The sequence below is a fragment of the Bartonella sp. CM31XJBT genome (assembly GCF_028618555.1).
Lineage (GTDB): Bacteria > Pseudomonadota > Alphaproteobacteria > Rhizobiales > Rhizobiaceae > Bartonella.
Genome location: NZ_JAQITD010000001.1, coordinates 289,606 through 313,962 on the forward strand (window position 1 = coordinate 289,606; position 24,357 = coordinate 313,962).

General features: G+C 38.2%; 18 protein-coding genes. 10 read left to right on the forward strand and 8 right to left on the reverse strand.

The window, feature by feature from the left end:
- Positions 1 to 456: 456 nt before the first annotated feature.
- Entirely contained in the window at positions 457 to 3,201 is a 2,745-nt protein-coding gene (gene mutS, locus PVV63_RS01180) for a DNA mismatch repair protein MutS (RefSeq protein WP_273790258.1), read from the reverse strand.
- 195 nt (positions 3,202 to 3,396) lie between these two features.
- Here mutS and PVV63_RS01185 point away from each other — a divergent pair, with 195 nt between their 5' ends.
- Positions 3,397 to 5,697, forward strand: coding sequence for an NADP-dependent malic enzyme (locus PVV63_RS01185; protein ID WP_273790259.1), 2,301 nt, complete (start codon positions 3,397 to 3,399; stop codon positions 5,695 to 5,697).
- Positions 5,698 to 5,764: 67 nt separating this feature from the next.
- Here the strand turns inward: PVV63_RS01185 and secB are convergent, their stop codons facing one another.
- Both secB and PVV63_RS01195 read right to left on the reverse strand, forming a co-directional pair.
- Positions 5,765 to 6,241, reverse strand: a complete 477-nt coding sequence (secB, locus tag PVV63_RS01190; protein WP_273790260.1) for a protein-export chaperone SecB — start codon at positions 6,239 to 6,241, stop codon at positions 5,765 to 5,767.
- Between the two features lie 143 nt (positions 6,242 to 6,384).
- Positions 6,385 to 6,879 (reverse strand): FxsA family protein, encoded by a 495-nt coding sequence (locus PVV63_RS01195; RefSeq protein ID WP_273790261.1) that lies wholly within the window; start codon positions 6,877 to 6,879, stop codon positions 6,385 to 6,387.
- Between the two features lie 174 nt (positions 6,880 to 7,053).
- On the opposite strand from PVV63_RS01195, the gene PVV63_RS01200 reads away from it, so the two are divergent.
- The gene (locus PVV63_RS01200; RefSeq protein WP_273790262.1) at positions 7,054 to 7,746 is read left to right on the forward strand and encodes a Tim44/TimA family putative adaptor protein; all 693 of its coding nucleotides are present in this window, start codon (positions 7,054 to 7,056) and stop codon (positions 7,744 to 7,746) included.
- 52 nt (positions 7,747 to 7,798) lie between these two features.
- Complete coding sequence (locus tag PVV63_RS01205; RefSeq protein ID WP_273790263.1) at positions 7,799 to 8,389, forward strand: Smr/MutS family protein; 591 nt, start codon at positions 7,799 to 7,801, stop codon at positions 8,387 to 8,389.
- 913 nt (positions 8,390 to 9,302) lie between these two features.
- Here PVV63_RS01205 and PVV63_RS01210 read toward each other — a convergent pair.
- Positions 9,303 to 9,839 carry a GcrA family cell cycle regulator gene (locus PVV63_RS01210; RefSeq protein WP_273790264.1) on the reverse strand — a complete coding sequence of 179 codons (537 nt, stop codon included), beginning with the start codon at positions 9,837 to 9,839 and terminating at the stop codon, positions 9,303 to 9,305.
- A gap of 486 nt (positions 9,840 to 10,325) precedes the next feature.
- On the opposite strand from PVV63_RS01210, the gene PVV63_RS01215 reads away from it, so the two are divergent.
- From PVV63_RS01215 to PVV63_RS01225, 3 genes are read left to right on the forward strand one after another with little or no spacing between them, the layout of a single operon-like run.
- The gene (locus tag PVV63_RS01215) at positions 10,326 to 11,540 is read left to right on the forward strand and encodes an aspartate aminotransferase family protein (protein WP_273790265.1); all 1,215 of its coding nucleotides are present in this window, start codon (positions 10,326 to 10,328) and stop codon (positions 11,538 to 11,540) included.
- Positions 11,537 to 12,472 carry an ornithine carbamoyltransferase gene (gene argF / locus PVV63_RS01220; RefSeq protein WP_273790266.1) on the forward strand — a complete coding sequence of 312 codons (936 nt, stop codon included), beginning with the start codon at positions 11,537 to 11,539 and terminating at the stop codon, positions 12,470 to 12,472. The genes PVV63_RS01215 and argF overlap by 4 nt, the downstream gene beginning before the upstream one ends.
- 36 nt (positions 12,473 to 12,508) lie before the next feature.
- A complete protein-coding gene (locus PVV63_RS01225; RefSeq protein ID WP_273790267.1) occupies positions 12,509 to 13,510 on the forward strand; it encodes an Hsp33 family molecular chaperone in 1,002 nt (333 codons plus the stop codon).
- 848 nt (positions 13,511 to 14,358) lie between these two features.
- Here PVV63_RS01225 and PVV63_RS01230 read toward each other — a convergent pair.
- The 4 genes from PVV63_RS01230 to ccmA all read right to left on the reverse strand — a co-directional run bounded on the left by PVV63_RS01230 (position 14,359) and on the right by ccmA (position 17,279).
- A complete protein-coding gene (locus PVV63_RS01230; protein WP_273790311.1) occupies positions 14,359 to 14,973 on the reverse strand; it encodes a DsbE family thiol:disulfide interchange protein in 615 nt (204 codons plus the stop codon).
- A 191-nt stretch (positions 14,974 to 15,164) separates the two neighbouring features.
- A complete protein-coding gene (locus tag PVV63_RS01235; RefSeq protein WP_273790268.1) occupies positions 15,165 to 15,944 on the reverse strand; it encodes a heme ABC transporter permease in 780 nt (259 codons plus the stop codon).
- A 46-nt stretch (positions 15,945 to 15,990) separates the two neighbouring features.
- Positions 15,991 to 16,656, reverse strand: a complete 666-nt coding sequence (gene ccmB / locus PVV63_RS01240) for a heme exporter protein CcmB (protein WP_273790269.1) — start codon at positions 16,654 to 16,656, stop codon at positions 15,991 to 15,993.
- Positions 16,657 to 16,667: 11 nt separating this feature from the next.
- On the reverse strand, positions 16,668 to 17,279 hold the full coding sequence (gene ccmA / locus PVV63_RS01245) for a heme ABC exporter ATP-binding protein CcmA (protein ID WP_273790270.1): 612 nt from the start codon (positions 17,277 to 17,279) through the stop codon (positions 16,668 to 16,670).
- Positions 17,280 to 17,575: 296 nt separating this feature from the next.
- Between ccmA and acnA the strand changes: the two genes are divergently transcribed.
- The 4 genes from acnA (at position 17,576) to dnaN (ending at position 24,349) form a co-directional block, all read left to right on the forward strand.
- Complete coding sequence (acnA, locus tag PVV63_RS01250) at positions 17,576 to 20,263, forward strand: aconitate hydratase AcnA (protein ID WP_273790271.1); 2,688 nt, start codon at positions 17,576 to 17,578, stop codon at positions 20,261 to 20,263.
- 238 nt (positions 20,264 to 20,501) lie between these two features.
- Positions 20,502 to 20,768, forward strand: coding sequence for a 30S ribosomal protein S20 (rpsT, locus tag PVV63_RS01255; protein WP_273790272.1), 267 nt, complete (start codon positions 20,502 to 20,504; stop codon positions 20,766 to 20,768).
- A gap of 701 nt (positions 20,769 to 21,469) precedes the next feature.
- The gene (gene dnaA, locus PVV63_RS01260; protein ID WP_273790273.1) at positions 21,470 to 23,041 is read left to right on the forward strand and encodes a chromosomal replication initiator protein DnaA; all 1,572 of its coding nucleotides are present in this window, start codon (positions 21,470 to 21,472) and stop codon (positions 23,039 to 23,041) included.
- A 186-nt stretch (positions 23,042 to 23,227) separates the two neighbouring features.
- On the forward strand, positions 23,228 to 24,349 hold the full coding sequence (dnaN, locus tag PVV63_RS01265; RefSeq protein ID WP_273790274.1) for a DNA polymerase III subunit beta: 1,122 nt from the start codon (positions 23,228 to 23,230) through the stop codon (positions 24,347 to 24,349).
- Positions 24,350 to 24,357 lie beyond the last annotated feature (8 nt).

Sequence of the window (24,357 nt, forward strand, 5' to 3'; positions counted from 1 at the left end):
CAGTAAAAGAGCTCTTTATAGCTTAAAATGTGAAGAAAATACGAGACCCATTATCCATGAATTTATTATGCAAAATGGGATGGTATCCCAACACCAACAGCTTTAAACTAGAAATGTTGCTATGATAACAATAATATCGATCGTGAAAAAGCATAATTCACTAAATATGGCGTATTTGCAAGGTGGAGGAGATTTCATGACAATCTTTACAAAAAACGACTATCTTGTAAAAATAGTCGATCTTGACCAATTTTTTGTATAAGAGCCAATATTAATCTAAGGGAATATGAAATATAATGCATATGGTTTTGCTTCTATAGGCAATTATACTTACAAATATATTATGTAGAAAAGCGATGGGAATACGATAAATAACTGTTTATGCTGTGGTATATCAAAAATGGTTACGTTATCTCCTATTAAGAAGGTTTTTTAATAAAAAATAACATCTGTTTTCTATAAAGGGTTACTCTTTTCAAGTTGTTTGAGGTGGTAAATTGCTTCTAAAGCTTGTTTAGGAGAGAGTTCATCGGGATGAATATTTTTTAAAGCTTCGTGAAGTATACAATGTTTGTTTTTTGCTTCATTGACTGGAGATGTTGCTTTAAGAGAAAAGAGTGGTAAATCATCAATGAGTTTATGTCCTTTTCCAGCCATTTCGCCTTGTTCTAATTGATGGAGTACATCTGTTGCTCGTGTAATAACGGCTGGGGGAAGTCCAGCAAGCTTTGCGACTTGTACACCATAGGAACGGTCAGCGGCTCCAGGTGTGACCTCATGAAGAAAAACTACATCACCATCCCAATTTTTGACTTTCATGGTTACGTTATGCAGTCTGTCAAGTTTTTCGGTAAGTGCAGTCATTTCATGAAAATGGGTAGCAAGAATAGCACGACAATGGTTAACTTCATGGAGATATTCAACAGCAGCCCAAGCAATAGAAAGTCCATCAAAGGTTGATGTTCCACGTCCTATTTCATCAAGAATAACAAGGGAATGGTGGCTAGCATGATTGAGAATCGTTGCTGTTTCAACCATTTCCATCATAAAGGTTGAGCGCCCCCGTGCAAGATCATCGGAAGCCCCAACGCGACTAAATAGGCGATCAACGACACCAATATGTGCTGAAGTTGCTGGAACGAAGGACCCCATTTGCGCCATAATAGCAATAAGAGCATTTTGCCGCAAAAAAGTTGATTTTCCTCCCATATTAGGCCCTGTCAACAGCCAGATTGCTGCATATTGCTGATTTTCTTGCACAGAGAGATCACAATTATTGGCAATAAAAGGTTCTGCTGCTTGTTTGCGGAGTGCTTGCTCGACGACAGGATGGCGTCCTGCTGTAATATGAAAGGTAAGTGAAAGATCAATTTTAGGGCGGCAATATCCTTGTTCTTCAGCAAGATATGCTAAAGCGACAGAGACATCTAAAATAGCAAGTGCTTCAGAGGCTTTACGAATAAAATCAACTTGTTCGGTAATTTCCTGAACGAGAATATCAAAAATCTCTAGTTCAAGTGTCAATGCGTGATTGGCAGCATGGGCAATACGGCTTTCAAGGTCAGCGAGCTCTGTTGTCGTAAAACGCATAGCGTTTGCCATTGTTTGCCGATGAATAAAACGTGCTTTAGCTTGTGGATTATTTGTAAGGGAAGATGCTTGTGTGCTGGTTACTTCAATGAAATAACCTAGAATATTATTATGCTTTATTTTAAGCGTCTTAATATCTGTTTCTTGGGCATATTGCGCTTGAAGTTCAGCAATGACACGGCGAGATTCATCACGTAAAGCACGCATTTCATCGAGCTCTTTATGATAATTAGAACGAATAAAACCACCATCACGTTTAAGGAGTGGGAGATCATCAGCTAATGCCTGTTCTAAATGAAAGTATAACGCTGTGGGTAAGTTTGAGAACACCTGTTGTACATCACTTATTTCTTGAGGCAGAAGCTCATTATCAAGAAGTTGATGCAATTCACGAATGATTTCAAAGCCGCGCTGGATTGTTGCCATATCACGGGGACCTCCTCGTCCAAGAGCCAAACGTGAAACGGCGCGGGGCATATCTGGTCCCCCCTTTAAAATAAGCTTTATCGCTTCTGCAAGAGAAGGATTACGTAGAAAAAAATCGATAGAATCCAAACGCGTATCAATAGCCGAAGGAGTGGTGAGGGGAGCAATAAGGCGGTCAATAAGAAGGCGTGATCCTCCTCCTGTTACAGTGCGATCAATAGCTTTTAATAAACTTCCATCCCGTTGACCTGATGTCGTACGAATAAGTTCAAGGCTTAATCTGGTTGCGGCATCAATAAAAAGAGTCGCACTTTCATTTTGGCGCTCAGGCTGCATGAGGGGAGGGCGATGCGTGATTTGTGTTTTTTCGATATAACGAATAGCAGCTACAATTGCAGAGAGTTCGGAACGTGAATAATCGGCAACGCCTTCAAGAGTTGAGAGTTTAAAATAATTGCAAATATCGCGTTCAGCGGTGAGTGCATCAAAGAGACAAGCAGGTTGAGGTGAAACGATACGATCAAGAACACTAAAAAGTGACTTGTGAGATTTATCATGAAAAAATGAATCAGCAACAATGATTTCTTGTGGATCAACACGCATAATATCTGCTAAAAGTTTTTCTTGGCGGCTTTCTGTTACACGAAATATGCCTGTTGAGATATCAATCCAAGAAAGAGCAAATTCCTCTCCATCGCTAGTTTTTATACGGGAAAGTGTCATCAAATAATTTGCGCGTGTTGGATCAAGGAGTTTTTCTTCTGTTATCGTTCCAGGTGTTACAAGGCGAACAACATCACGCCGAACAACAGATTTTGAGCCACGTTTTTTTGCTTCAGCAGGATCTTCTATTTGTTCACAAACAGCAACTCGGTAACCACAAGCAATCAGTTTTTGTAAATAATCATCAGCAGCATGAACGGGAACACCGCACATAGGAATATCTTGTCCTAAATGTTTTCCGCGTGCTGTGAGTGTGATTCCTAAAGCCTGAGCAGCTTCAATCGCATCATTAAAAAATAATTCATAAAAATCCCCCATTCGGTAAAAGAGAAGGGAATCATGATGGACGGCTTTGATTTCTATGTACTGCTCCATCATAGGTGTAAGACGTTCTTGAGAGGAAGCAGATGAGGAGGCAGGCTGTGGAATTAAATTATTTTTATGATTGTTTTTTTTATCCATTTGTACGAGGCCTGTTTCCTTTAAGTGAAGTTTTTACTCTTTTTTATTTACTTCAATATCTATTTATCTCTAAATTGCAACGCATCATCAGATTTGCTAAGGCAAGAATAGCGATTTCTAATATATGAATCAGATTTAATGACTATACGCATTATCAAGCAAAATTTACACTGTTTTTGGAGAAAATAAAGTGAGATGAAAAAGAGCGAGCAAGATCAGAAAATATCTCAAACTGTTTACAGTGCGAGCGAAAGAGAAGCTCTAGATTTTCATAGTCGTGGTCGACCAGGAAAGCTTGAGATTGTTGCAACAAAGTCTATGGCAACACAGCATGATTTAGCACTTGCTTATTCACCAGGTGTTGCCGTTCCAGTTAAGGCAATTGCTCAAAATCCAGCGCTAGCTTATGATTATACAGCAAAAGGCAATCTTGTTGCTGTTATTTCAAATGGTACAGCTATTTTAGGGTTAGGCAATTTAGGTGCACTTGCTTCTAAGCCGGTCATGGAAGGCAAAGCAGTGCTGTTTAAGCGTTTTGCGGATATTGATTCCATTGATTTAGAAATTGATATAAACGATACAGAAAGTTTTATCAATTTGGTGCGCCATTTAGAACCTTCTTTTGGTGGAATTAATCTTGAAGACATTAAGGCGCCAGAGTGCTTTATGATTGAAAGCCGCCTACGCGAGGTAATGAATATACCTGTTTTTCACGACGATCAACATGGTACAGCAATTATTGTTGCTGCTGGTGTTCTCAACGCTTTGACTTTAACAGGGCGCGATATGCAAAATACGCGGTTAGTCTGTAATGGTGCTGGTTCTGCAGGGATTGCTTGTATTGAACTGATTAAAGCGATGGGCTTTCGTTCCGAAAATATCATATTATGTGATACAAAGGGTGTGGTCTATGAAGGCCGCAAAGAGGGAATGAATCAGTGGAAATCTGCGCATGCTATTCAAACAGATAAACGTACGCTTATGGAAGCAATGGAAGGTGCAGATATATTTTTTGGGGTTTCTGCTAAAGGTGCTCTTACTCCTGAAATGGTAAGATCCATGGCACCCCAGCCGATCATTTTTGCTATGGCTAATCCCGATCCAGAAATTACGCCGGAAGAGGTTATGCAAGTGCGTCATGATGCCATTGTCGCAACAGGACGTTCCGATTATCCAAATCAGATTAATAATGTTCTCTGTTTTCCTTATATATTTCGTGGTGCGCTTGATGTGCGTGCAAGAGTTATTAATGAAGACATGAAGATTGCTGCGGCAAAGGCTCTTGCTAATTTAGCGCATGAAGAAGTGCCTGACAGCGTTGCGGAAGCTTATCATGGAAAGCGATTAAAATTTGGTCCTAATTATATCATCCCTGTTCCTTTTGATCCGCGTTTATTTACGGTTGTTTCAATAGCGGTAGCAAAAGCAGCAATGGAAAGCGGTGTTGCGCAAAAGAACATAGATGATTTAGAGGCCTATGAGCGCGATTTGAATGCGAGACGTGATCCTACTTCCTCGATGATGCGTGGGGTTTATAACCATGTTCGTCAAGCGCCAAAACAAATTGTCTTTGCAGAAGGTGAAGAAGAGCAAGTTATGCGGGCAGCCGTTTCCTATGTCCATCAAAAATTAGGACAAGCGATTTTGGTTGGTCGTGAAGAGCAAGTAAGAGAAGCGGCTGTTATCGCTGGAATTGATCTGGAGCATGAAGGTATTTCCATTATGAATGCTAAGCTTTCTTGCCGTACAGATGCTTATGCGAATTATCTTTATAAAAAGATGCAGCGTCAAGGCTGGCTGTTGCGTGATTGTCATCATCGTATCAATAATGATCGCAATTATTTTGCTGCGTGTATGGTGGCACTAGGAGATGCTGATGCAATGGTTACAGGGGTGACACGCAATTATGAAACAGCGTTAATCGATATACGTCGTGCAATTGATGAAAAACCAAAAGAACGATTGATTGGTATTTCAATGGCTATTTGCCGTGGACGAATTGTGTTTATTACGGATACAGCCGTTTATGAAAATCCTAATGCTGAAGAACTTGCGGATATAGCGGAACAAGCAGCTTCATTTGTGCGAGGATTTGGATATCAACCACGGGTAGCATTTTTAGCATTTTCTACATTTGCTTATATGAAAGGGCAGACGACGCAGCAAATTCAGGATGCGATTAATATTTTGCATGAACGCAAAGTTGACTTTGAGTTTGATGGAGAAATGAGTGCTGATGTGGCACTCAATTCCAAATTGATGCAGCAATATCCATTTATGGGATTAACGGAGCCCGCTAACATTTTGGTTATGCCTGGATATCACGCGTCTTCCATTGCAAGCAAAATGTTACAAGAACTTGGTGAAGCAACCATCATTGGTCCTATTTTAATTGGATTGGAAAAATCTGTCCAAATTGTACCATTTAGTGGAAGCGATACAGATGTTGTCAATATTGCAATGCTTGCGGCTTATCATGCCGCAAAAGTCGTCTAAAGGAAAAAAGCCCCTACTATACCAAGAATATATCAAGGGGCTTTTTAATAACAAAAGAATAAACTTTTTAAGAAGGCTGTATTTGACTGTCTTTTTGTTCTTCAGAAAGACGCTTTTGGAAGAGTGCTGCAAAATCAATAGGATCAATCCACAAAGGTGGAAAGCCACCGTTTTGAGTAGCATCAGATATAATTTGGCGAGCAAATGGAAATAAAAGACGGGGACATTCAATAAAGACCAGAGGCATAACATGTTCTTGTGGAATGTTTTTAAGGTGAAAAACACCACCGTAAATCAATTCTACATGAAATAAGGTTTCAGCTTCATCATTGGCTTTGACGGAGAGAGACAAAACGACATCATAATTGTCATCACCAATTGGGTTAGCATTGACGTTAATATTGATATCAATTTGTGGTGATTTTTCACGTGCACGCAATGAACGAGGAGCACCTGGATTTTCGAATGATAAATCTTTTAAATATTGAGTTAATACAGCAAAAACCGGCTCTCCACCACTGTTATTCATTTCACCTTCGGCCATACGACGAACCTCTCTTATTATAATATGTATAATTTATTTTAGATCTAAAGACCAGATTGGTTATCACGCCTTGCAAAAGGTTGCAAGAAATGCGCTCTTTATCTTGAATATTTTTTTAGTTTGTTGCAGATTTTTTAGGCATTTCAATGGTTATCATCATTTTTGCGCCATGGAGATTCTGTCGTATCATGAATTGTGTAATCTTCTGCTTTAAGATCAATTATTTTTTCAGAGTCATTTTTTCTTTTAGTATTGGGATTCATTTTGTTTTTTAATGATATAAAGAAATGCCAAGCAACAGAGCGAATTGGTTTAATAAGAAGTAATATTCCCAAGAGATCACTTACAAAGCCGGGAAGAATAAGTAAAATTGCACTAAAGATGATGAAAGCATCATTAATAATATTATTCTCTAATGTGCGTCCTTGGACAAGTTCAGTTTGTATATTTTTTAAAAGGCTAATCCCTTGAATTCGCAATAAAACAACCCCAACTATGGTTGTGAGAATAACCAAACTCAAAGTTGCCAAAATACCAATTTCTTGACCAACAAAGATAAAACCAGCAATCTCGATTAAAAGAATGCAAAGAAAGATAACAACAAAAAAACGAGGATTTATAGAATAAAGTTTTATCACATGAAAATTTCCTTCTGGATGAGTAGGGGGAGAAATTCTTAAGAGCACTCCGTTTAAATACAAAATCTATAAAAATATTTGAATGATAAGATTCCTTATTTTACATATTTATTGATAAATGGTATTGACTGCAATGTTTATTAGAGACTTAAGCTTTGGAGATTGACAGCGCCTATGGAATTTGACGTTATACTTGTCATAGCTCTTGTTGTTATGGTTGTTATTTTTGTGCAACTCCGTAATGTATTAGGGAAACGAATTGGGTTTGAAAAGCCACCCTTTGATCCTTATTCACGTCGTTCTAAAAAACAGGTTGAAGCAGAAACGGCTGATAATATTGTTTCGTTCCCTCATCAGAAAAATTCACAAAAAGACGACTTTAGTGAAATTGATAAAATTTCACCGGAGGGGAGTCTTTTGAATAAAAATTTGCGGGAATTGCATAGAATTGATTCTCATTTTTCTCCTCAACTTTTTATAAAAGGTGCGCAAATTGCTTATGAAATGATTGTAACAGCTTTTGCCAAAGGTGATCGCAATCAGCTTAAAAGCTTGCTTTGTCAGGATGTTTTTGAGAGTTTTTGTACGGCTATTGAGCAACGAGAAAAAAATAAAGAAAGAATAGAATTCACTTTTGTTGGAATTAATAAGATCGAATTTATTGCGGCGGCAATACAAGAAAAGGATGAACTTTTAACGATACGTATTGTCAGTGAGATGATTTCTGTTACTTATAATGAACAGGGCGAGCGTATAGACGGTGATCCTGACGCTATTGTAGAAATCAGAGATATTTGGACTTTTGTTCGCAATAGTTTATCGTCAGATCCCAACTGGAAGCTTTTTGCTACAGAAAATGAAAATTAAAATACTTTTTGTTTTTCTTCCATAAGCATTCAATGATTTATGAGAAATTAAAATGTCCTCAAGTAAATGGAGACAAAAAAGAGATTTATTGGCTTCACAAGATCGCCTTTTATGGGAGATGGTTTGTCGTACGATAACACCGCTTCACGGTAAGATGCTCTCTTCTACTTCAGAAATTATTGCAAATATTAATGATAAAAATCAACCTGTAACTCAAATCTCCTCATTGTCTCAGGAAAATCAACAACCCTCGACAATTATTAAAAGAGAAAAGAGGGCAGTTATACAAGCACAAAAGATTCATTTCTTTGATCATGTTGCATATCGTAAAATTTCCCAAGGTCGTTATCCTCTTGAGGCGCGTCTTGATCTTCATGGTTATATGCAGGAAGAAGCTTATTTTTTCTTAAAAAAATTTCTACAATCCTCTCAGCAGAGAGGATTGCGTTATGTCCTTGTGATTACAGGAAAAGGACGATCCGTTGGGAGTGATGGAGCTTTGTATAGATTTGTTCCGTATTGGTTATCAACACCAGCTTTTCGATATTATGTCCACGCGTTTGAGCAAGCAGCACGTCAGCATGGCGGAGAAGGTGCGCTTTATGTTTGGTTGCGCCGTTTTATGTCGGGAGAAGGAATGTGATGTCATTATGGTCGTTTCAGGTTTAATATTTATTTATACTTATAATTTATTGTTTTCGTATATTTCGTAAGAGCCTTGAATACAATATTCCCTTCGTTATAATTTTTTATAAAGAATTATAAAGATATTATTTTACATTCTACGTATTGCTTCACGCTTTTGTTTATAGCATTCGTTAACGGGGCACATCCCTCACACAAAACAGAACGACATTGAATTGAATATATCCACAGGCTTGTTTTAAAGAAACATCTTTCAACGCTCTCAAGCTTATTTTGCGACAGTATCCGTGAAGAGTATAATGATAAATCCATGAAGCACCCCCCCTATCTTTATGCTTAGTAAAAGAGTAAGCTGGCATCATCATACACTTTACCATCTCCCAATGTTGCAACAACCCTTTAAGTCATTGGTATTTTAAAGCGTTTATACAGAGGCATGCTTTTCTGTAAGTGTTTTTACTCTCCGCAGTTCTCATCTCGCGCGTGACGCCCAAACGAAAGATTTTGATCGATTCAATATAAGAGGACTTAAAATGAGAGAGATATAGATGGATCTCATTCAGGTTGCAAAGCGATAAATTATTTTTATAAACCACAGCATTACTCTATTAAATACACGAAGAATAAAAACATGAGAAATTGAGAACTGTATTATTCAAAAGACATTGCTATGGATAGTGTTAACAGCAGTACAACTAAATTAAAGAGAATCGTGAAAATAAACAAGAATATAACTTTACAACACATAGCTGCGCAGTAGCATCAAAAGATACAGTTTCGTTGAATAATTTCATGAAGAAATTTTTTCATTCATTAAAAGCTCCATCAAATTTCGTTCTCATAATAATTCGATAATTAAAATTTAATAACGAAGCGCAGAAGACGTAAAATACGAGATTCAATTGAGGATATTACACTCTTATCCGACGTCTTTCAGATATTGGTTGAAATGCTAGCTTAGCATGAAAGGCACAATAGGGGCTACTTTCATCAGAATCTGCACCACAAAAATGAAAATCTGCTGATAATGGATCGCCAACCGGCCATCTACATGTATTTTCACTCAATTGTAGAAGATTAAGTTGACGTGATATAGGCACCACTACATTGGATTTTGTGGACATATCAACTTCTTTTACATCTTCCACTACAAATTCTGTCTTTAAAGCTGTTTCTTCAATACTTACAGATGATGTGTTTATTGGCGATACCGTGGATGTGTTGCGACGCACACGTGGAGATGATGGGCTGCTGCTTCCCACGGGAGTTTTTTGCGCACGCGTGCTTCCTTGAGCTGTCTTACCACGTCCTGGTAACTTTAATCGATGTACTTTGCCGATGACTGCATTTCTGCTGACCCCACCTAATTGAGCAGCAATTTGACTTGCACTTAACCCTTCACTCCAAAGCTTTTTAAGAAGCTCAACGCGTTCACATGTCCAACCCATACCAGCACTCCATTCCGATTACGTCACTAAGATGCTCTCCCCCGTTGCATCTTCAAATGTTTAAATAATGTTTTCATTACGCTGAATGAAAGAACTTTACACTCTAAACGAGCATAAGAAAATCATCCAACCTGTGGACTTACAAATCAAAACACATCATCTTGCTTATTACATTGTAAATTACAATATGCACTCACTCTATGACAAGAGTCTTTACCTCTTGAAGAGTTTATTTAGAATGTTTTCCCCAACTTGCAAATCAATCATAGGTTAAACTTTCACTTTTGTTTAAGGCTTTTCCCCAAAATGCTTATTTGTAGAACCTTCATTGACTTTTTTTCAATTGGTGTAATGATCTATTCTATAGGTGTAATCACTAATCGTAATGAAATGTTGAAAGCACCGTAACGAAATGTACCATGCTATTTTATTTGTAGTGTTGCTTTGTATATATATTGAAAAGGTTAAAATATAAAGGGAATTATGATGGATGCTGTCTCTATACAACCACTTTATGAATGCTTCGCACGACGAAATTTGCATTTTGAACAGGGGCATGGTGTATGGCTTATTTCCGATAAAGGAGAACATTATCTTGATTTCACATCTGGCATTGCTGTTAATGCATTAGGGTATTCACATCCAAAATTGGTTGATACGCTCAAAATACAAGCTGAAAAACTTTGGCATGTTTCTAATATTTTTCAATCTCCTGAACAAGCATCTCTTGCCACGCGGCTTTGTGCAAATAGTTTTGCGGATAAGGTTTTTTTCTGCAATTCAGGTACTGAAGCATTGGAGTGCGCATTCAAAACGGCACGTCATTATTACTATGCTGCTGGTCATTCAGAACGCATTGAAATAATTACTTTTGAAGGGGCATTTCATGGACGTACACTTGCAGCACTTGCTGCGACTGGGCATGAAAAATATCTTGAAGGCTTTGGACCTAAAGCTGGTGGATTTATTCAAGTACCTTTTTGTGATGAAATCGCTTTGTGTAATGCTATTAATAAAAATACCGCCGCTATTCTTATTGAACCTATTCAAGGAGAAGGAGGAATACGAACGGTCCCTCATGAATATTTAAGATTTTTGCGCAAAATATGCGATGATAATGGTCTATTATTGATTTTAGATGAAGTCCAAACGGGTATAGGACGAACAGGAAAGCTTTTTGCTTATGAATGGAGTGATGTCACACCTGATATTCTTACCCTCGCAAAAGGATTAGGAGGGGGATTTCCATTAGGCGCTTGCCTTGCAACGGATAAAGTTGCAAAAAGCATGACACTTGGGACACATGGTTCAACCTTTGGAGGAAATCTTCTTGGAATGGCTGTAGGAAATAGTGTTCTTGATATTTTGTTAGAGCCAAGTTTTCTCAACCATGTTCAGCGCATGGGGGATAAACTAAAAAGTGGACTTTTGCATATTCTCAATATCTATCCTGATATTATCCGCGCAGTTCCGGGGATGGGGCTAATGTTGGGTATTCAATGTGTTGTGTCTTCAAATCTTGTCGTTAATGCTTTAGAAAATGAACATCTCTTAAGTGTTGCTGCCAACAACAATGTTGTGCGCTTATTGCCTCCTCTTATCATTAGGGAAGAAGAAATAGATGAAAGTTTGCATCGTATTGAAAAAGCAATAGCTTATCTTTCGCAAGTAAACAAAGAAAGACAAATATCACACACATGACAAATGCTCTTCGTCATTTCACGGACTTATCCATTTTAACGCCAGCAATAGCACGCGCACTGATCGATTATGCGAAGATCCTTAAAGCATCTTTTAAAGCAGGAAAAGGTTCAAAACCTTTTATAGGTAAAACACTTGCGATGATTTTTGAAAAACCATCCACACGAACCCGTATTTCATTCGATATCAGTATGCGCCAGCTTGGCGGAGATACAATCATGCTCACGGGTTCAGAAATGCAGCTTGGTCACAGTGAAACTATAGCTGATACGGCTCGTGTTTTATCTCGTTTTGTGGATATCGTGATATTACGAACAACAAAACATCAACGTATGCTCGAATTGGCACAATATGCACAAATTCCTGTCATTAATGCCCTTACAGATGATACACATCCTTGCCAAATTCTAGCAGATATATTAACCTATGAGGAGCATCGGGGGCCTATTTCTGGTAAAATATTTGCGTGGATGGGGGATGGTAATAATGTACTCCATTCCTTAATTGAAGCTGCAGCTCTTTTTGATTTTCATTTGCGTATTGCTACTCCAAAGGGCAGTGAGCCACAGGAAAAATTTATCCATTGGGCACGTGAACGAGGAGCACATCTTACACTAACCCATAATCCCCAAAAAGCAGCTCAAGATGCTGATTGTATTATGACCGACACATGGGTCTCCATGGGACAAGAATTTCGTGCTCGCAGTCGTTCTACTTTTCAGCCTTATCAAGTCAATGAATCTCTCATGAAATTAGCAAAATCTGATGCTCTTTTTATGCATTGTCTTCCTGCTCATCGTGGTGAAGAAGTTGTCGATACTGTGATTGATGGACCGCACTCCGTTGTTTTCGATGAGGCTGAAAATCGTCTTCATGCTCAAAAAGCAATTCTTTCTTGGTGTTTACAAGATGCGTTTTTCTCTCCACAATAGCCTCCCTACAACAAATTATATAAAAAAGGCAAAGCTATGAGTGAACAAGCTAAAGATGAAGCCTCTCCCAACAACAACTTCTTGCATGAAGATGATAGTGTTATTCCCTTTCAAGTTGAAGAACTTGATATCCGTGGACGTGCCGTAAAACTTGGGGAAACTTTAAATTCTATTCTTAACAGACATCAATACCCTGAACCGGTTTCTTATCTTCTGGCAGAAGCTTTACTTTTAACGGTTCTGCTTGGAACTTCTCTAAAACTTACGGGAAAATTTATTCTACAAACCCATTCCGATGGACCGGTTAATATGTTGGTGTGCGATTTTTCGCCTCCTTCCAGTTTACGTGGATACGCTCGTTTTGATAAAGAACAGCTGAAACAAGCCATAGACAATGGTCAAACCTCTTCAGAAACACTTTTAGGAAAAGGCACTTTAGCCTTCACAATTGATCAAGGTCCCCATATGCAACCCTATCAAGGGATAGTTGCATTAGATGGATCAAATTTACAAGAAGCTTCTCGTATTTATTTTGATCAATCAGAACAAATTCCTACCGATATCCGTCTGGCTGTTGCTATATTAATTAATCGTGACCAACAAGGAAAACCGCAGAAAAGCTGGCGAGCTGGAGGTATTTTGATCCAACTTTTACCCCAAGAATCGTCTCATCATAAAATAGATGCCCCTCATCAAAAGCGAGAAGAAACGAAAACTCATACCCAATTGGATAACCAATGGCAGGAATCTAAAATACTCACGGAAACGATTGAAAGTTCAGAATTAACAGATCCCCAAGTCGGTAGTAAACAGCTCTTGTTCCGTCTTTTTCATGAACAAGGTGTTAGAGTTTTTAATCCTTTTTCTCTTGTCGATCAATGTTCTTGTTCACACGAAAAAATTAAAGGAATCCTAGAAGGCTTTTCTATTGATGAACGCAATAAAATGGTTAAAAATAAATATATTTCAGTCACATGTGAATTTTGCTCAAAAACATATTGTTTTACACCGCAAGAATTTTTAGAAGAAAAAACATAATCAAATATTTTTCATAAAAAATGATGATTGCAACAAAAGCCTATTTTATTTGCGTCATAAAAGTTTGCGCATAAGCTCATATGAACTTCTAGAATATTTTTTGTCTTAGAATTTTTTAATGTATACGAGTGATTTTTCTGTTGAGATCAGTAATTACGTTATAGAGTGCTTAAAAAAGAGTTCTCTGTAAAATATATTTTCTCCTCTCGAAAAAGCTTCTTTTATACTTTTTACATCTCAAAAGTTTATTTCTTACAATGAATTCTTTTATAATGTTCATTGATAGATTGATTATGTATTCATAACTTATCTTCTCTGTTAAATGAGACTTTTTGATTGTAGTCATATTTTCTTACTCGAATTTATCTTATTAAGAGTCAAAAAAGCTCATTAGTTATAATCATAAGAGAAATTATCGATAGAATAAGAATGTATAGACTCAATATGGACTTTATAGAGTCTATTACGAACAGATAGTGTAATGGGAATAAATATAACAATGACGCTGCGAAGGAACGGGTTTGTTATTTTATAAAAAAGATGAGAATAGTGGTGAAGTCCCCTCATAACAATGTGCATTTTAGATAAAAATGCGAAGACAAAATACTATATGACTTTGAAAATAATAGTTGGTTGCTGTCACTAATCTAACGATGGTTCTACAGCAATATTGTTTTTGTCCAAGTAATCAAAAATAAAGCTCCCAAACAGATATTTCTTTACACATGTTTTTGAATCAACAATGGTAATGCTCTTGTAAAATTTTTCTAAGAAGAATGATGGTCCGTATAAATAAAATAGCATACATAGCATGATAAAACGTTATGTTTTTACAAACCTGCATTATTTTATTTTTCTTCTGTCATAATCGCTTGTTCAATTTTTGGTAGAATTTTTTTTTGATAAATTTGCCACGTTAAGGGACCAACATGTTTGGCAATAATGATGCTCTCTTTATTTAAGAGAAAGGTTTCTGGGGGGCCATATATTCCCCAATCAATGGCTGTATATCCTGAAACATCAAAGCCAATAAATTTAAAAGGATTACCAAAACTGTTTAAAAAACGCAGAGCGTTTGTTTTATTATCTTTATAATTAATACCAATCAGATCAAAACGTTTATCTTGTGCAATTTGCATAAGAATAGGATGTTCTTCGCGACAGGGCAGACACCAAGAGCCCCAAAAATTGACCAATGTGACACGTCCTTTAAACTGTTTTGAATTGAGATAATTTTCTTTATCAAGAAGAGGAAGATGAATATTGGGAGCAGGTTTTTCAGCCAATGCGTTTGCGAGAAGAGAAGAATCTTGAAGGTGTTTTTTATCCATAAAGTTGAAAAAAAACACCATGAGAAGAAGAAAAAGAACAAATGGTCCAAAAAAAACAAGTAGAACAGGCAAAGATATATTTTTTTTAAGTTTGGAGGGATGTTTTTCATTATACTTTTCTTTTTGTGACAGCTCTTTTTTGTTTAGTTGTTGGAGAATTTTTTTTTGGTATAGAGCTTTGCAAAGAATATATCCAATAAGACATAAGAGAGATATTGCAGAAAGCACATAGCTTAAAACAACAATTTGCTCGTGTTTAAGGGTGCTAAGGAAAAAATCAATTTTCTGAGATAGATTTCCTAAAAGTCCGCTGTGGATGCCATTTAGGTCGAGCATGATGAAGCGTCCTGTTGTTGTGCACGACGGGATTTTTTAATCTGAAGTATTCGGATATAATGACTATTGATTTCATTTCGCATAGCCATCAAATAAAGCACAATAAACATAAAGATAAAACAAAAGAGCATTGTTATAAGGGGCCATAACATAGCATTGTCGATTGTTGATCCTCCAGCACGTAACAATGATGCTGGTTGATGCAATGTATTCCACCAATTAACGGAAAATTTAATAACAGGGATATTAACAAATCCAACAAGTGTAAGAATTGCAGTCGCACGAGCGGCTTTTACTTGGTTGTCAAAAGCACGCCCAAGCAGGATAATGGAGAGATAGATAAAAAGCAGAATTAAAACTGATGTTAACCGTGCATCCCAGACCCACCATGTTCCCCATGTAGGTCGCCCCCAAAGCGCTCCTGTCATGAGAGCCAAGGCGGTAAAAATTGCCCCAATAGGCGCTCCACATTTAAGTGCCACGTCAGCAAGATGATATTTCCAAATCAGATTTCCTAATGCCGCTGCACTCATCGTTACATAACAGAATGTAGACAACCACGCAAAGGGAACATGAAGGTACATAATCTTAACAGTAATGCCTTGTTGATAGTCATCAGGAGAATGCATCACCAGCATAAGCCCTAAGATAAGGAAACACAATGTTATGCCGGCCAACCAAGGTAAGACGATACTGCTTATTTTCATGAAAAGGGTGAAACTTGCAGGGAGTGACTTGATTTTATATGTACGAGATAGTTCATTCATAAAATTCATAATAGGCAGAGTTTTGCTATGCGGCAATCATCTTTTATTATTCTGATAAAAGTTTAAGCGTTATTGCAGCAACAAAAGAGCTAAAGAGACTCAAAAGAAGTGAAAAAGCACTGAGAAGAGCTAGGGAAGTAAGAAAAGAGGTATTTGGGTTTATTGGGGCTGTAGCAGCCGAAACACCAAAAATCATAATTGGAATGATCCACGGCAAGATAATGATAAAAATAAGCAAAGTACTGTGCAACAATGAGGTTGCGAGTGCAGCGCCTATAGCACCAATAAAAATAATAGCTGGTGTTCCGCATAAAAGGGTGAGTATTGTTGTAAAAGTTATTGTTACATCTAAATGGAGCATGAGGGCTAAAATAGGTGTGGCAAAAATAAGAGGAAGCATCGTTCCTACCCAATGGGCAAAACATTTGGTAAAGACAATTAGAGTAAAACTTTGTCTTTGTCCTGAAAGGATAAATTGGTCGAGATTACCATCATCGCGATCGATTTGGAAAAGTTTGTTCAGATTGAGAAGCCCTGCAAGAAGGGCTCCAAACCACAATATACCTGGTCCTATTTGTGCAAGGATTTTTGGGTCTGGCCCAATGGCAAAGGGGGTTATGACAACAACAGCGATAAAAAACAATAATCCTGTTAGTGAAGAGGCTTGTAGCGCTAATAATAGTTTAAGATCACGCCAGAACAGTGCTTTCATTTTATTCTCTCCTAGAGAGGTAAAAATTTTTCCAGAGCGATTTTATGGTTTTCTGGAATGCCTATGGAATTATGAGTTGCAGCGATAATCATACCACCTTGATTGAGATGACGCTGGAAAATACGAGCAAGGAGTTTTTGAGCATGGTTATCAAGCCCAGATATTGGTTCATCTAAAATCCAAAGAGGACGATAGGAGAGCAAAAGGCGAGCAATAGCTACGCGTCTTTGTTGTCCAGTTGACAGAGCGTTAAAGGGTAAATGTTCAAGGTTAGAAAGACCAATATCGGCAAGAGCTTCATGCGCAAAACGTAAATGTTGACCGTAAAAATCTGCCCAAAATTGCAAATTATCAATGACAGATAAAAGAGGTTTCATAGCATTTTGAGGACCAAGATAATGACAGGCAGTTGCAACAGGGTATATTTGATCATGGTCTTTAAGTATTATATGACCTTCAGCAGCTTCAAGAAGACCGACAATGATTCGGAGTAATGTAGACTTTCCGATACCATTAGGACCGGTGATTGTCATAAGTTGCTGTGAAAATAAACAAAAAGAAAGACCTTTAAACAGAATTTCTTCGTTTCTGTAAGCGGCTAAATCTTTGCCTGATAACACCATGTGATTGCCTATTTTGTTTTTATTTTCATATTCTTTATTGTATTATAGAATAAAAAACACATTTTTTATGCAATTGTACCTAGAATAGTTCTAGAAATAGTTCTATAAAGGATACCTTACATCAATATCTGGTGTAAAATGGTTTCTGGCGCTGATTTCCGCATTTGCCTATGAGAGGTGGAGGGGAAATGGATAGCGGAGGTAATTGCGTCTGCGCTCAAGCTGCGACCTTGACTCGTAGTTTGTGTTGTTCATTCCTGGAAATTGGGTGGTTATAGTATTGAGGGTGGACAGTCATGACTCAAATTGATAGCTTTAATTGTCGCAGAGTATTAAATGTTGGTGGCAAAGAATATATTTATTATAGTTTGATCGAAGCGGAGAAGAACGGACTTGAGGGTGTTTCTCGTTTACCGTTTTCGATGAAAGTTATTCTCGAAAATTTATTGCGATTTGAAGATGGTCGCACAGTTAAAAAAGAGGATATCCTCAATGTTGCTAAGTGGTTAAACGACAAAGGGAGTGCCGGGGCAGAAATTGCTTACCGTCCTGCGCGTGTTCTTATGCAGGATTTTACAGGTGTTCCAGCAGTTGTTGATCTTTCTGCAATGCGTGATGCTATGGTTAAACTTGGTGGTAGCGCTGAAAAAATCAATCCTCTCATTCCCGTTGATCTCATCATTGATCACTCAGTTATTGTTGATGCTTTTGGCACTTCCATGGCTTTTAAGGAAAACGTCGAGCATGAATATGAACGCAATGGTGAACGCTATCGTTTCCTTAAATGGGGGCAGCAAGCCTTTCAAAATTTTCGTGTTGTTCCTCCAGGAACAGGGATTTGTCATCAGGTTAACCTAGAATATTTAGCACAATGTGTATGGATGAAGAATGAAGAGGGGTGTGAGACGATTTATCCTGACACCTGTGTGGGAACTGATTCGCATACGACTATGGTAAATGGTTTAGGGGTTTTAGGTTGGGGTGTTGGTGGTATTGAAGCAGAAGCAGCAATGTTAGGCCAACCTGTTTCTATGTTGTTACCTGAAGTGATTGGTTTTCGTCTAACAGGTAAACTTAAGGAAGGTGTAACAGCCACCGATCTCGTATTGACGGTGACTCAAATGCTACGTCGGAAGGGTGTTGTCGGTAAATTTGTTGAGTTTTTTGGTCCTGGTTTGGAGCATATGACACTTGCTGATCGGGCAACGATTGGAAATATGGCACCTGAATATGGAGCAACGTGTGGTTTTTTCCCAATTGATAAGGAGACAGTGCGTTATCTCAATATGACAGGGCGTGATGAAAATCGGATTGCCTTAGTGGAGGCTTACACCAAAGCACAAGGGATGTGGCATGATGAAATGGTAGCTCATCCCATTTTTAGTGATACAATTGAATTAGATATGGGAACTGTTGTCTCTTCTATGGCTGGTCCTAAACGTCCTGAAGGACGTATTGCATTGGAAAACGTTGGGCAGGGTTTTGAGAAGGCATTGGTCGAAGACTATAAGAAGACTTCTGGACAAGATAAGCGTTATCAGGTCGAGGGTGAAGAATATACGCTTGGTCACGGTGATGTGGTGATCGCTGCGATTACGTCGTGTACGAATACATCGAATCCAAGTGTTCTTATTGCAGCGGGTCTTTTGGCACGAAATGCTGTGGCAAAGGGGCTCAAGAGTAAACCATGGGTAAAAACTTCTCTTGCACCTGGTTCACAAGTCGTTGAAGCTTACCTTCAAAATTCGGGTCTGCAAAAAGATTTAGATGCACTGGGATTTAACTTAGTAGGATTTGGGTGCACAACATGTATTGGGAATTCTGGTCCTTTGCATCCAGCTATTTCCAAAACGATTAATGACAATGGTATAATTGCATCTGCGGTTCTTTCAGGAAATCGTAATTTTGAAGGGCGTGTTTCCCCTGATGTGCAAGCGAATTATTTAGCTTCACCACCGTTAGTTGTTGCACATGCGCTCATCGGGACGGTGTGTAAGGATTTAACCAAGGAGCCTCTTGGTGAAGATTCAAATGGCCAACCCATTTATTTGAGAGATATTTGGCCAACTTCTCAAGAAATACAGGAGTTTATCGAAAAAAATGTCACGCGTAAGGTTTTTGCCGAAAAGTATGCAGATGTTTTTAAGGGAGATGAAAATTGGCAAAAAGTTCAGATTCCTACGGGTTCTACCTATTCTTGGGATGAGCGATCCACCTATGTACGCAATCCACCTTATTTCGATGATATGCAGAAAACGCCTGATATCTTACCAGATATTAGAGATGCACGGATTTTAGGTTTATTTGGTGATAAAATCACGACGGATCATATTTCTCCTGCTGGTTCTATTAAAGCAGCTTCTCCTGCCGGAAAATATTTAATGGATCATGGTGTTAAAGTAGCTGATTTTAACCAGTATGGAACGCGTCGTGGGAATCATGAAGTTATGGTGCGTGGGACCTTTGCCAATATTCGCATTCGTAATTTTATGTTAGGGGAAAATGGTCGAGAAGGAGGTTATACGGTTCATTATCCGTCAGCGGTAGAACAAACCATTTACGATGCAGCAATGGCGTATAAACAAGAAGGTATTCCGCTCGTTGTTTTTGCAGGTGTTGAATATGGTAATGGATCATCACGCGATTGGGCTGCCAAGGGGACCAATCTTCTTGGTGTCAAAGCGGTGATTGTGCAATCTTTTGAAAGGATACATCGTTCTAATCTTGTTGGTATGGGCATTGTCCCTTTTGTCTTTGAGGAGGGGCTAAGTTGGAAATCTTTAGGCTTAAAGGGAGATGAAAAGGTGACAATTGAAGGGATTCATAACTTGAAACCTCGTCAAAAGACTGTAGCGAAAATTACTTTTTCTGATGGTACGGTAAAAACCGTTCCATTATTATGCCGTGTTGATACTGAAGATGAGCTAGATTATTTGCATCATGGTGGAATTTTGCAATATGTCTTGCGTAAGTTAGCTGTTTAGATTCTTTTGTTTGTTAAGGAATATCTATTATTAGGCTATAAAGTTGCGGATCAAAGAGTTTGGCTTCGTTTTTTTATGACTATCTTTGAAAATCTAATTGACGTTAGCTTTGGGATTGCGTTATAAACCACACGAGTTATAGGCAGCTTTATAGTTTTGCTTGGGTTGGATTTATTTATATTGGTAGAGTTGTTATTGAGACTCATTTTACCAAGGTGTTGAAAGAGAGATTATATTTATGGCGAATACACCTTCTGCTCGAAAAGCGGTGCGCAAGGTTGCGGCGCGCACACAGGTTAATAAGGCCCGCCGTTCACGCGTTCGTACTTTTATACGTAAGTTTGATGATGCTTTGGCGGGTGGCGATAAGGCATCTGCGGAGATTGCATTTAAGAATTTTGAGCCTGAAATTATGCGTGCAGTTTCTAAAGGGGTTTTTCATAAAAATGCTGCTGCGAGGAAAGTATCGCGTTTAGCTAAACGGTTGAAGGCTCTCAGCGTTTAAACTTTTTCTCCTTTAATTGAGAAAAAAGCCAGTATCCATGAGGATGCTGGCTTTTTGTTTATTATTTCAAAAAGTTTCTATTGAAATAAGAATCGATAATGATTCTCCACTTGAAAAAGGAGAGAAAGTTTATAGAGGGGGGTATGGTTATCCACAAGCTTTGTGGATTTTTACAGAGTCTTTTTTGTCAAGCATTTTATTTTTTTTTTTAAATCTGAAGAGATTCTTTAATTATTGGTAAATTTAGAGAAAAAAAATGAATTGAATCAATATTTTTTTCAGTCCTCATTAATATAAGCATTTTTTTTGGGTTTTTTGATTTTATTTTGACCTCTTGCATTTTACCTCTGCTGTTTTGTATGGTTCTTATGAAGACTAAAAAGCATGAAGGGGTCACATCAGCGTATTATTCTGTACTTTGTTGAATACAAGATGTTTTGATTTAGGCTTTTCTAAACTTTTGTGTTGGAGAGGTTTTCTGACGGTTTTCTAGTTTTCTTAATGGATATGTTTACCATTTTAGAAGGGTGGGTCATATCATGAGTGCAAGTAAATCTTATTGGTCATCTTTGTTAGTGGGGTTGTGATGAGGCTATCCTAGGGGAGGGTGAGTAATCTTATTTGGGGTAGGGCGTTTTGCCTTCGCTAGATTTATTTTAGCTGTTTGGCAGGACAAAATTTTATTTTTATCAGGATGGAAGATGGTGGATAAATTGAACTCTAAAGCTAGTTCCTTTAAAAGGGTTTCGGTAAATATCCTGTCGGCAGAGAACATAATAAAGAATAGGATGACGGAGAGTGATGAGAATGTTTGTAGAAGTGCTCCTATAGGGCATTCTATTGTTTCAGAGGAGGAAAGTGCAGCGGCTTTTATACGTGTTATGGCGCAATTAAAGGTACAGGTTGGTGTTGAGGCTTATACCAGTTGGTTTGGGCGCGTGAAGCTTGCTGAATATAGTCATACTCTTGTAAAGCTTTCTGTTCCTACTGCTTTTTTACGTTCATGGATTAATAATCACTATGGTTCTCTTTTGACTCATTTATGGAAACAAGAGAATTCAGCAATTCTTCGTGTTGAAGTTATTGTTCGTGGTATGGAACGCGTTTCAAGAGATGTCGTTTGTAAAAGAAGTGTTCCTTCTGTTGTACTAGAGGAGCAGGCGACTTCATCTTTTGTTGAAAGTTGCGCAGAGCATTCAGTTAAGAGTTCTCAAACGGGAGTTTTTGGATCTCCACTTGATTCTCGTTATACTTTTGAAAGTTTTGTTGAGGGGGCTTCTAATCGTGTTGCTTTAGCCGCTGCGCGTTCTATTGCGGAGGGGCATAAAAGTGCTTTACGTTTTAATCCTCTTTTTATTCACGCATCTGTTGGCTTAGGAAAAACACATTTGCTTCAAGCGATTGCTGCTTCTGCATTGAAGCGTTTAACGTCTGCGCGCGTTATTTATTTAACTGCTGAATATTTTATGTGGCGTTTTGCAACAGCTATTCGTGATAATGATGCTCTTTCTTTTAAAGAACAGCTTCGTGATATCGACCTTTTAATTATTGATGATATGCAGTTTTTACAGGGTAAGTCGATACAACACGAGTTTTGCCATTTGCTTAATATGTTGCTTGATAGTGCAAAACAGGTTGTTGTCGCTGCAGATCGTCCACCAGCAGAATTAGAATCGCTTGATCTTCGCGTTCGCTCTCGTCTTCAGGGAGGGGTGGCCCTTGAAATTGAAGCACCAGATTATGAAATGCGTTTGCAAATGTTGCGCCAGCGGTTGAAGGTGGCACAACAAGATGATGGCATGGTATCAATTTCTGATGATATCTTGGAATATATTGCGAAAACGGTTTTAGGGTCGGGGCGTGATATTGAAGGTGCATTTAATCAGCTCTTGTTTCGTCAATCTTTTGAGTCTGATTTATCTTTAGAGCGGATTGATGAGTTATTAGGTCACTTGACACGTCCTGGTGAACCTAAGCGTATTCGGATTGAAGAAATTCAGCGTACGGTAGCACGCCATTATAATGTTTCTAAACAGGACTTGTTATCTAATCGTCGAACACGTACGGTTGTGAAGCCACGGCAAGTTGCAATGTATTTAGCAAAAGTATTGACTCCTCGCTCGTTGCCAGAAATTGGGCGCCGTTTTGGTGGGCGTGATCATACAACAGTTTTACACGCTGTGCGTAAAATTGAAGATTTGGTTTGTGGTGATCAGACCTTGGCTAAGGAACTTGAATTGCTTAAGCGGTTGATTGGAGAACAGGCTGTATAGTGTTTATCGTTTCTTTCCTTGGAGAGACTTTAAAGAATTGAATGAAAAGATTTATTTTTTCTTATGCAGGAGTGACTTGCCATTTTAAGAGAGGTTTAATAAACTCTAGCAGGCGATTCTTAAAGAGGGTCTATTCTTTAAGTCTAAAGAATTCTTATAGTTTTTAGTAAATCATACGGGGCTTTTATGCGTATTACAGTTGATCGCAGTCAATTTCTCAAGTCTCTTGGTCGGGTTCACCGTGTGGTAGAGCGCCGTAATACTGTTCCTATTTTATCGAATGTGTTGATTGATGCAGAAAATGGCCGTGTACAGTTAAAAGCAACAGACCTTGATTTAGAGGTTATGGAATCTTTTGCAGTTAATGTTAAACAAGCTGGAGCAACAACTGTTCCAGCACATTTGCTTTATGATATCATTCGAAAACTTCCTGATAGCAATGAAGTTGTATTATCCGTCGATGAGAATCAAGCAGGTACAATGTCCGTGGTTTCGGGTTGTGCACATTTTCAGCTTCAATGTCTTCCGAAGTCAGACTTTCCAGAGTCGCTTCCTGGGCAGTTTGGTTATCGTTTTTCTTTATCGGCATCAGGCTTAAAACATTTACTTGATTGTACACAATTTGCTATTTCTACTGAAGAAACCCGTTATTATCTTAATGGTATTTATTTCCATATTATTAATGATGATGTTTTGAAATTGCGTTTGGTTGCAACTGATGGTCATCGTTTGGCACAAGTTGAGATGGAAGCTCCTTCGGGAGTTGAGGGAATGCCTGGTGTTATTGTTCCCCGTAAAGCTGTAGGAGAATTGCAAAAACTTCTTTCAGAAGAAAATGATAGTGATGTGTGTATAGAGCTTTCAGAGACAAAAATTCGTTTTTCTATAGGCTCTGTGATTTTTACATCAAAATTAATTGATGGAACATTTCCAGATTATCAACGTGTTATCCCTCTTGGAAATGATAAAGAATTAATTGTTAATAGGCAGGACTTTTCTTCTGCCGTTGATCGTGTTTCAACGATTTCAAGTGATCGGGGGCGTGCAGTTAAATTAACGATTGAGCATGGACAGTTAAGGCTTGTTGTTAATAGCCCAGATTCGGGCAGTGCAGAAGATCAATTATCAGTAACTTATGCATCTGAACCGCTTGAGATAGGGTTTAATTCACGTTATCTTTTGGATATTGCTGGGCAGCTTTCAAGCGATGAGATGGTTTTTATGTTGGCTGAGGCTGGAGCACCCGCTCTGATTCGTGATAATGATGATGTGGATGTGCTCTATGTACTGATGCCTATTCGCGTTTAGGGGCGGTT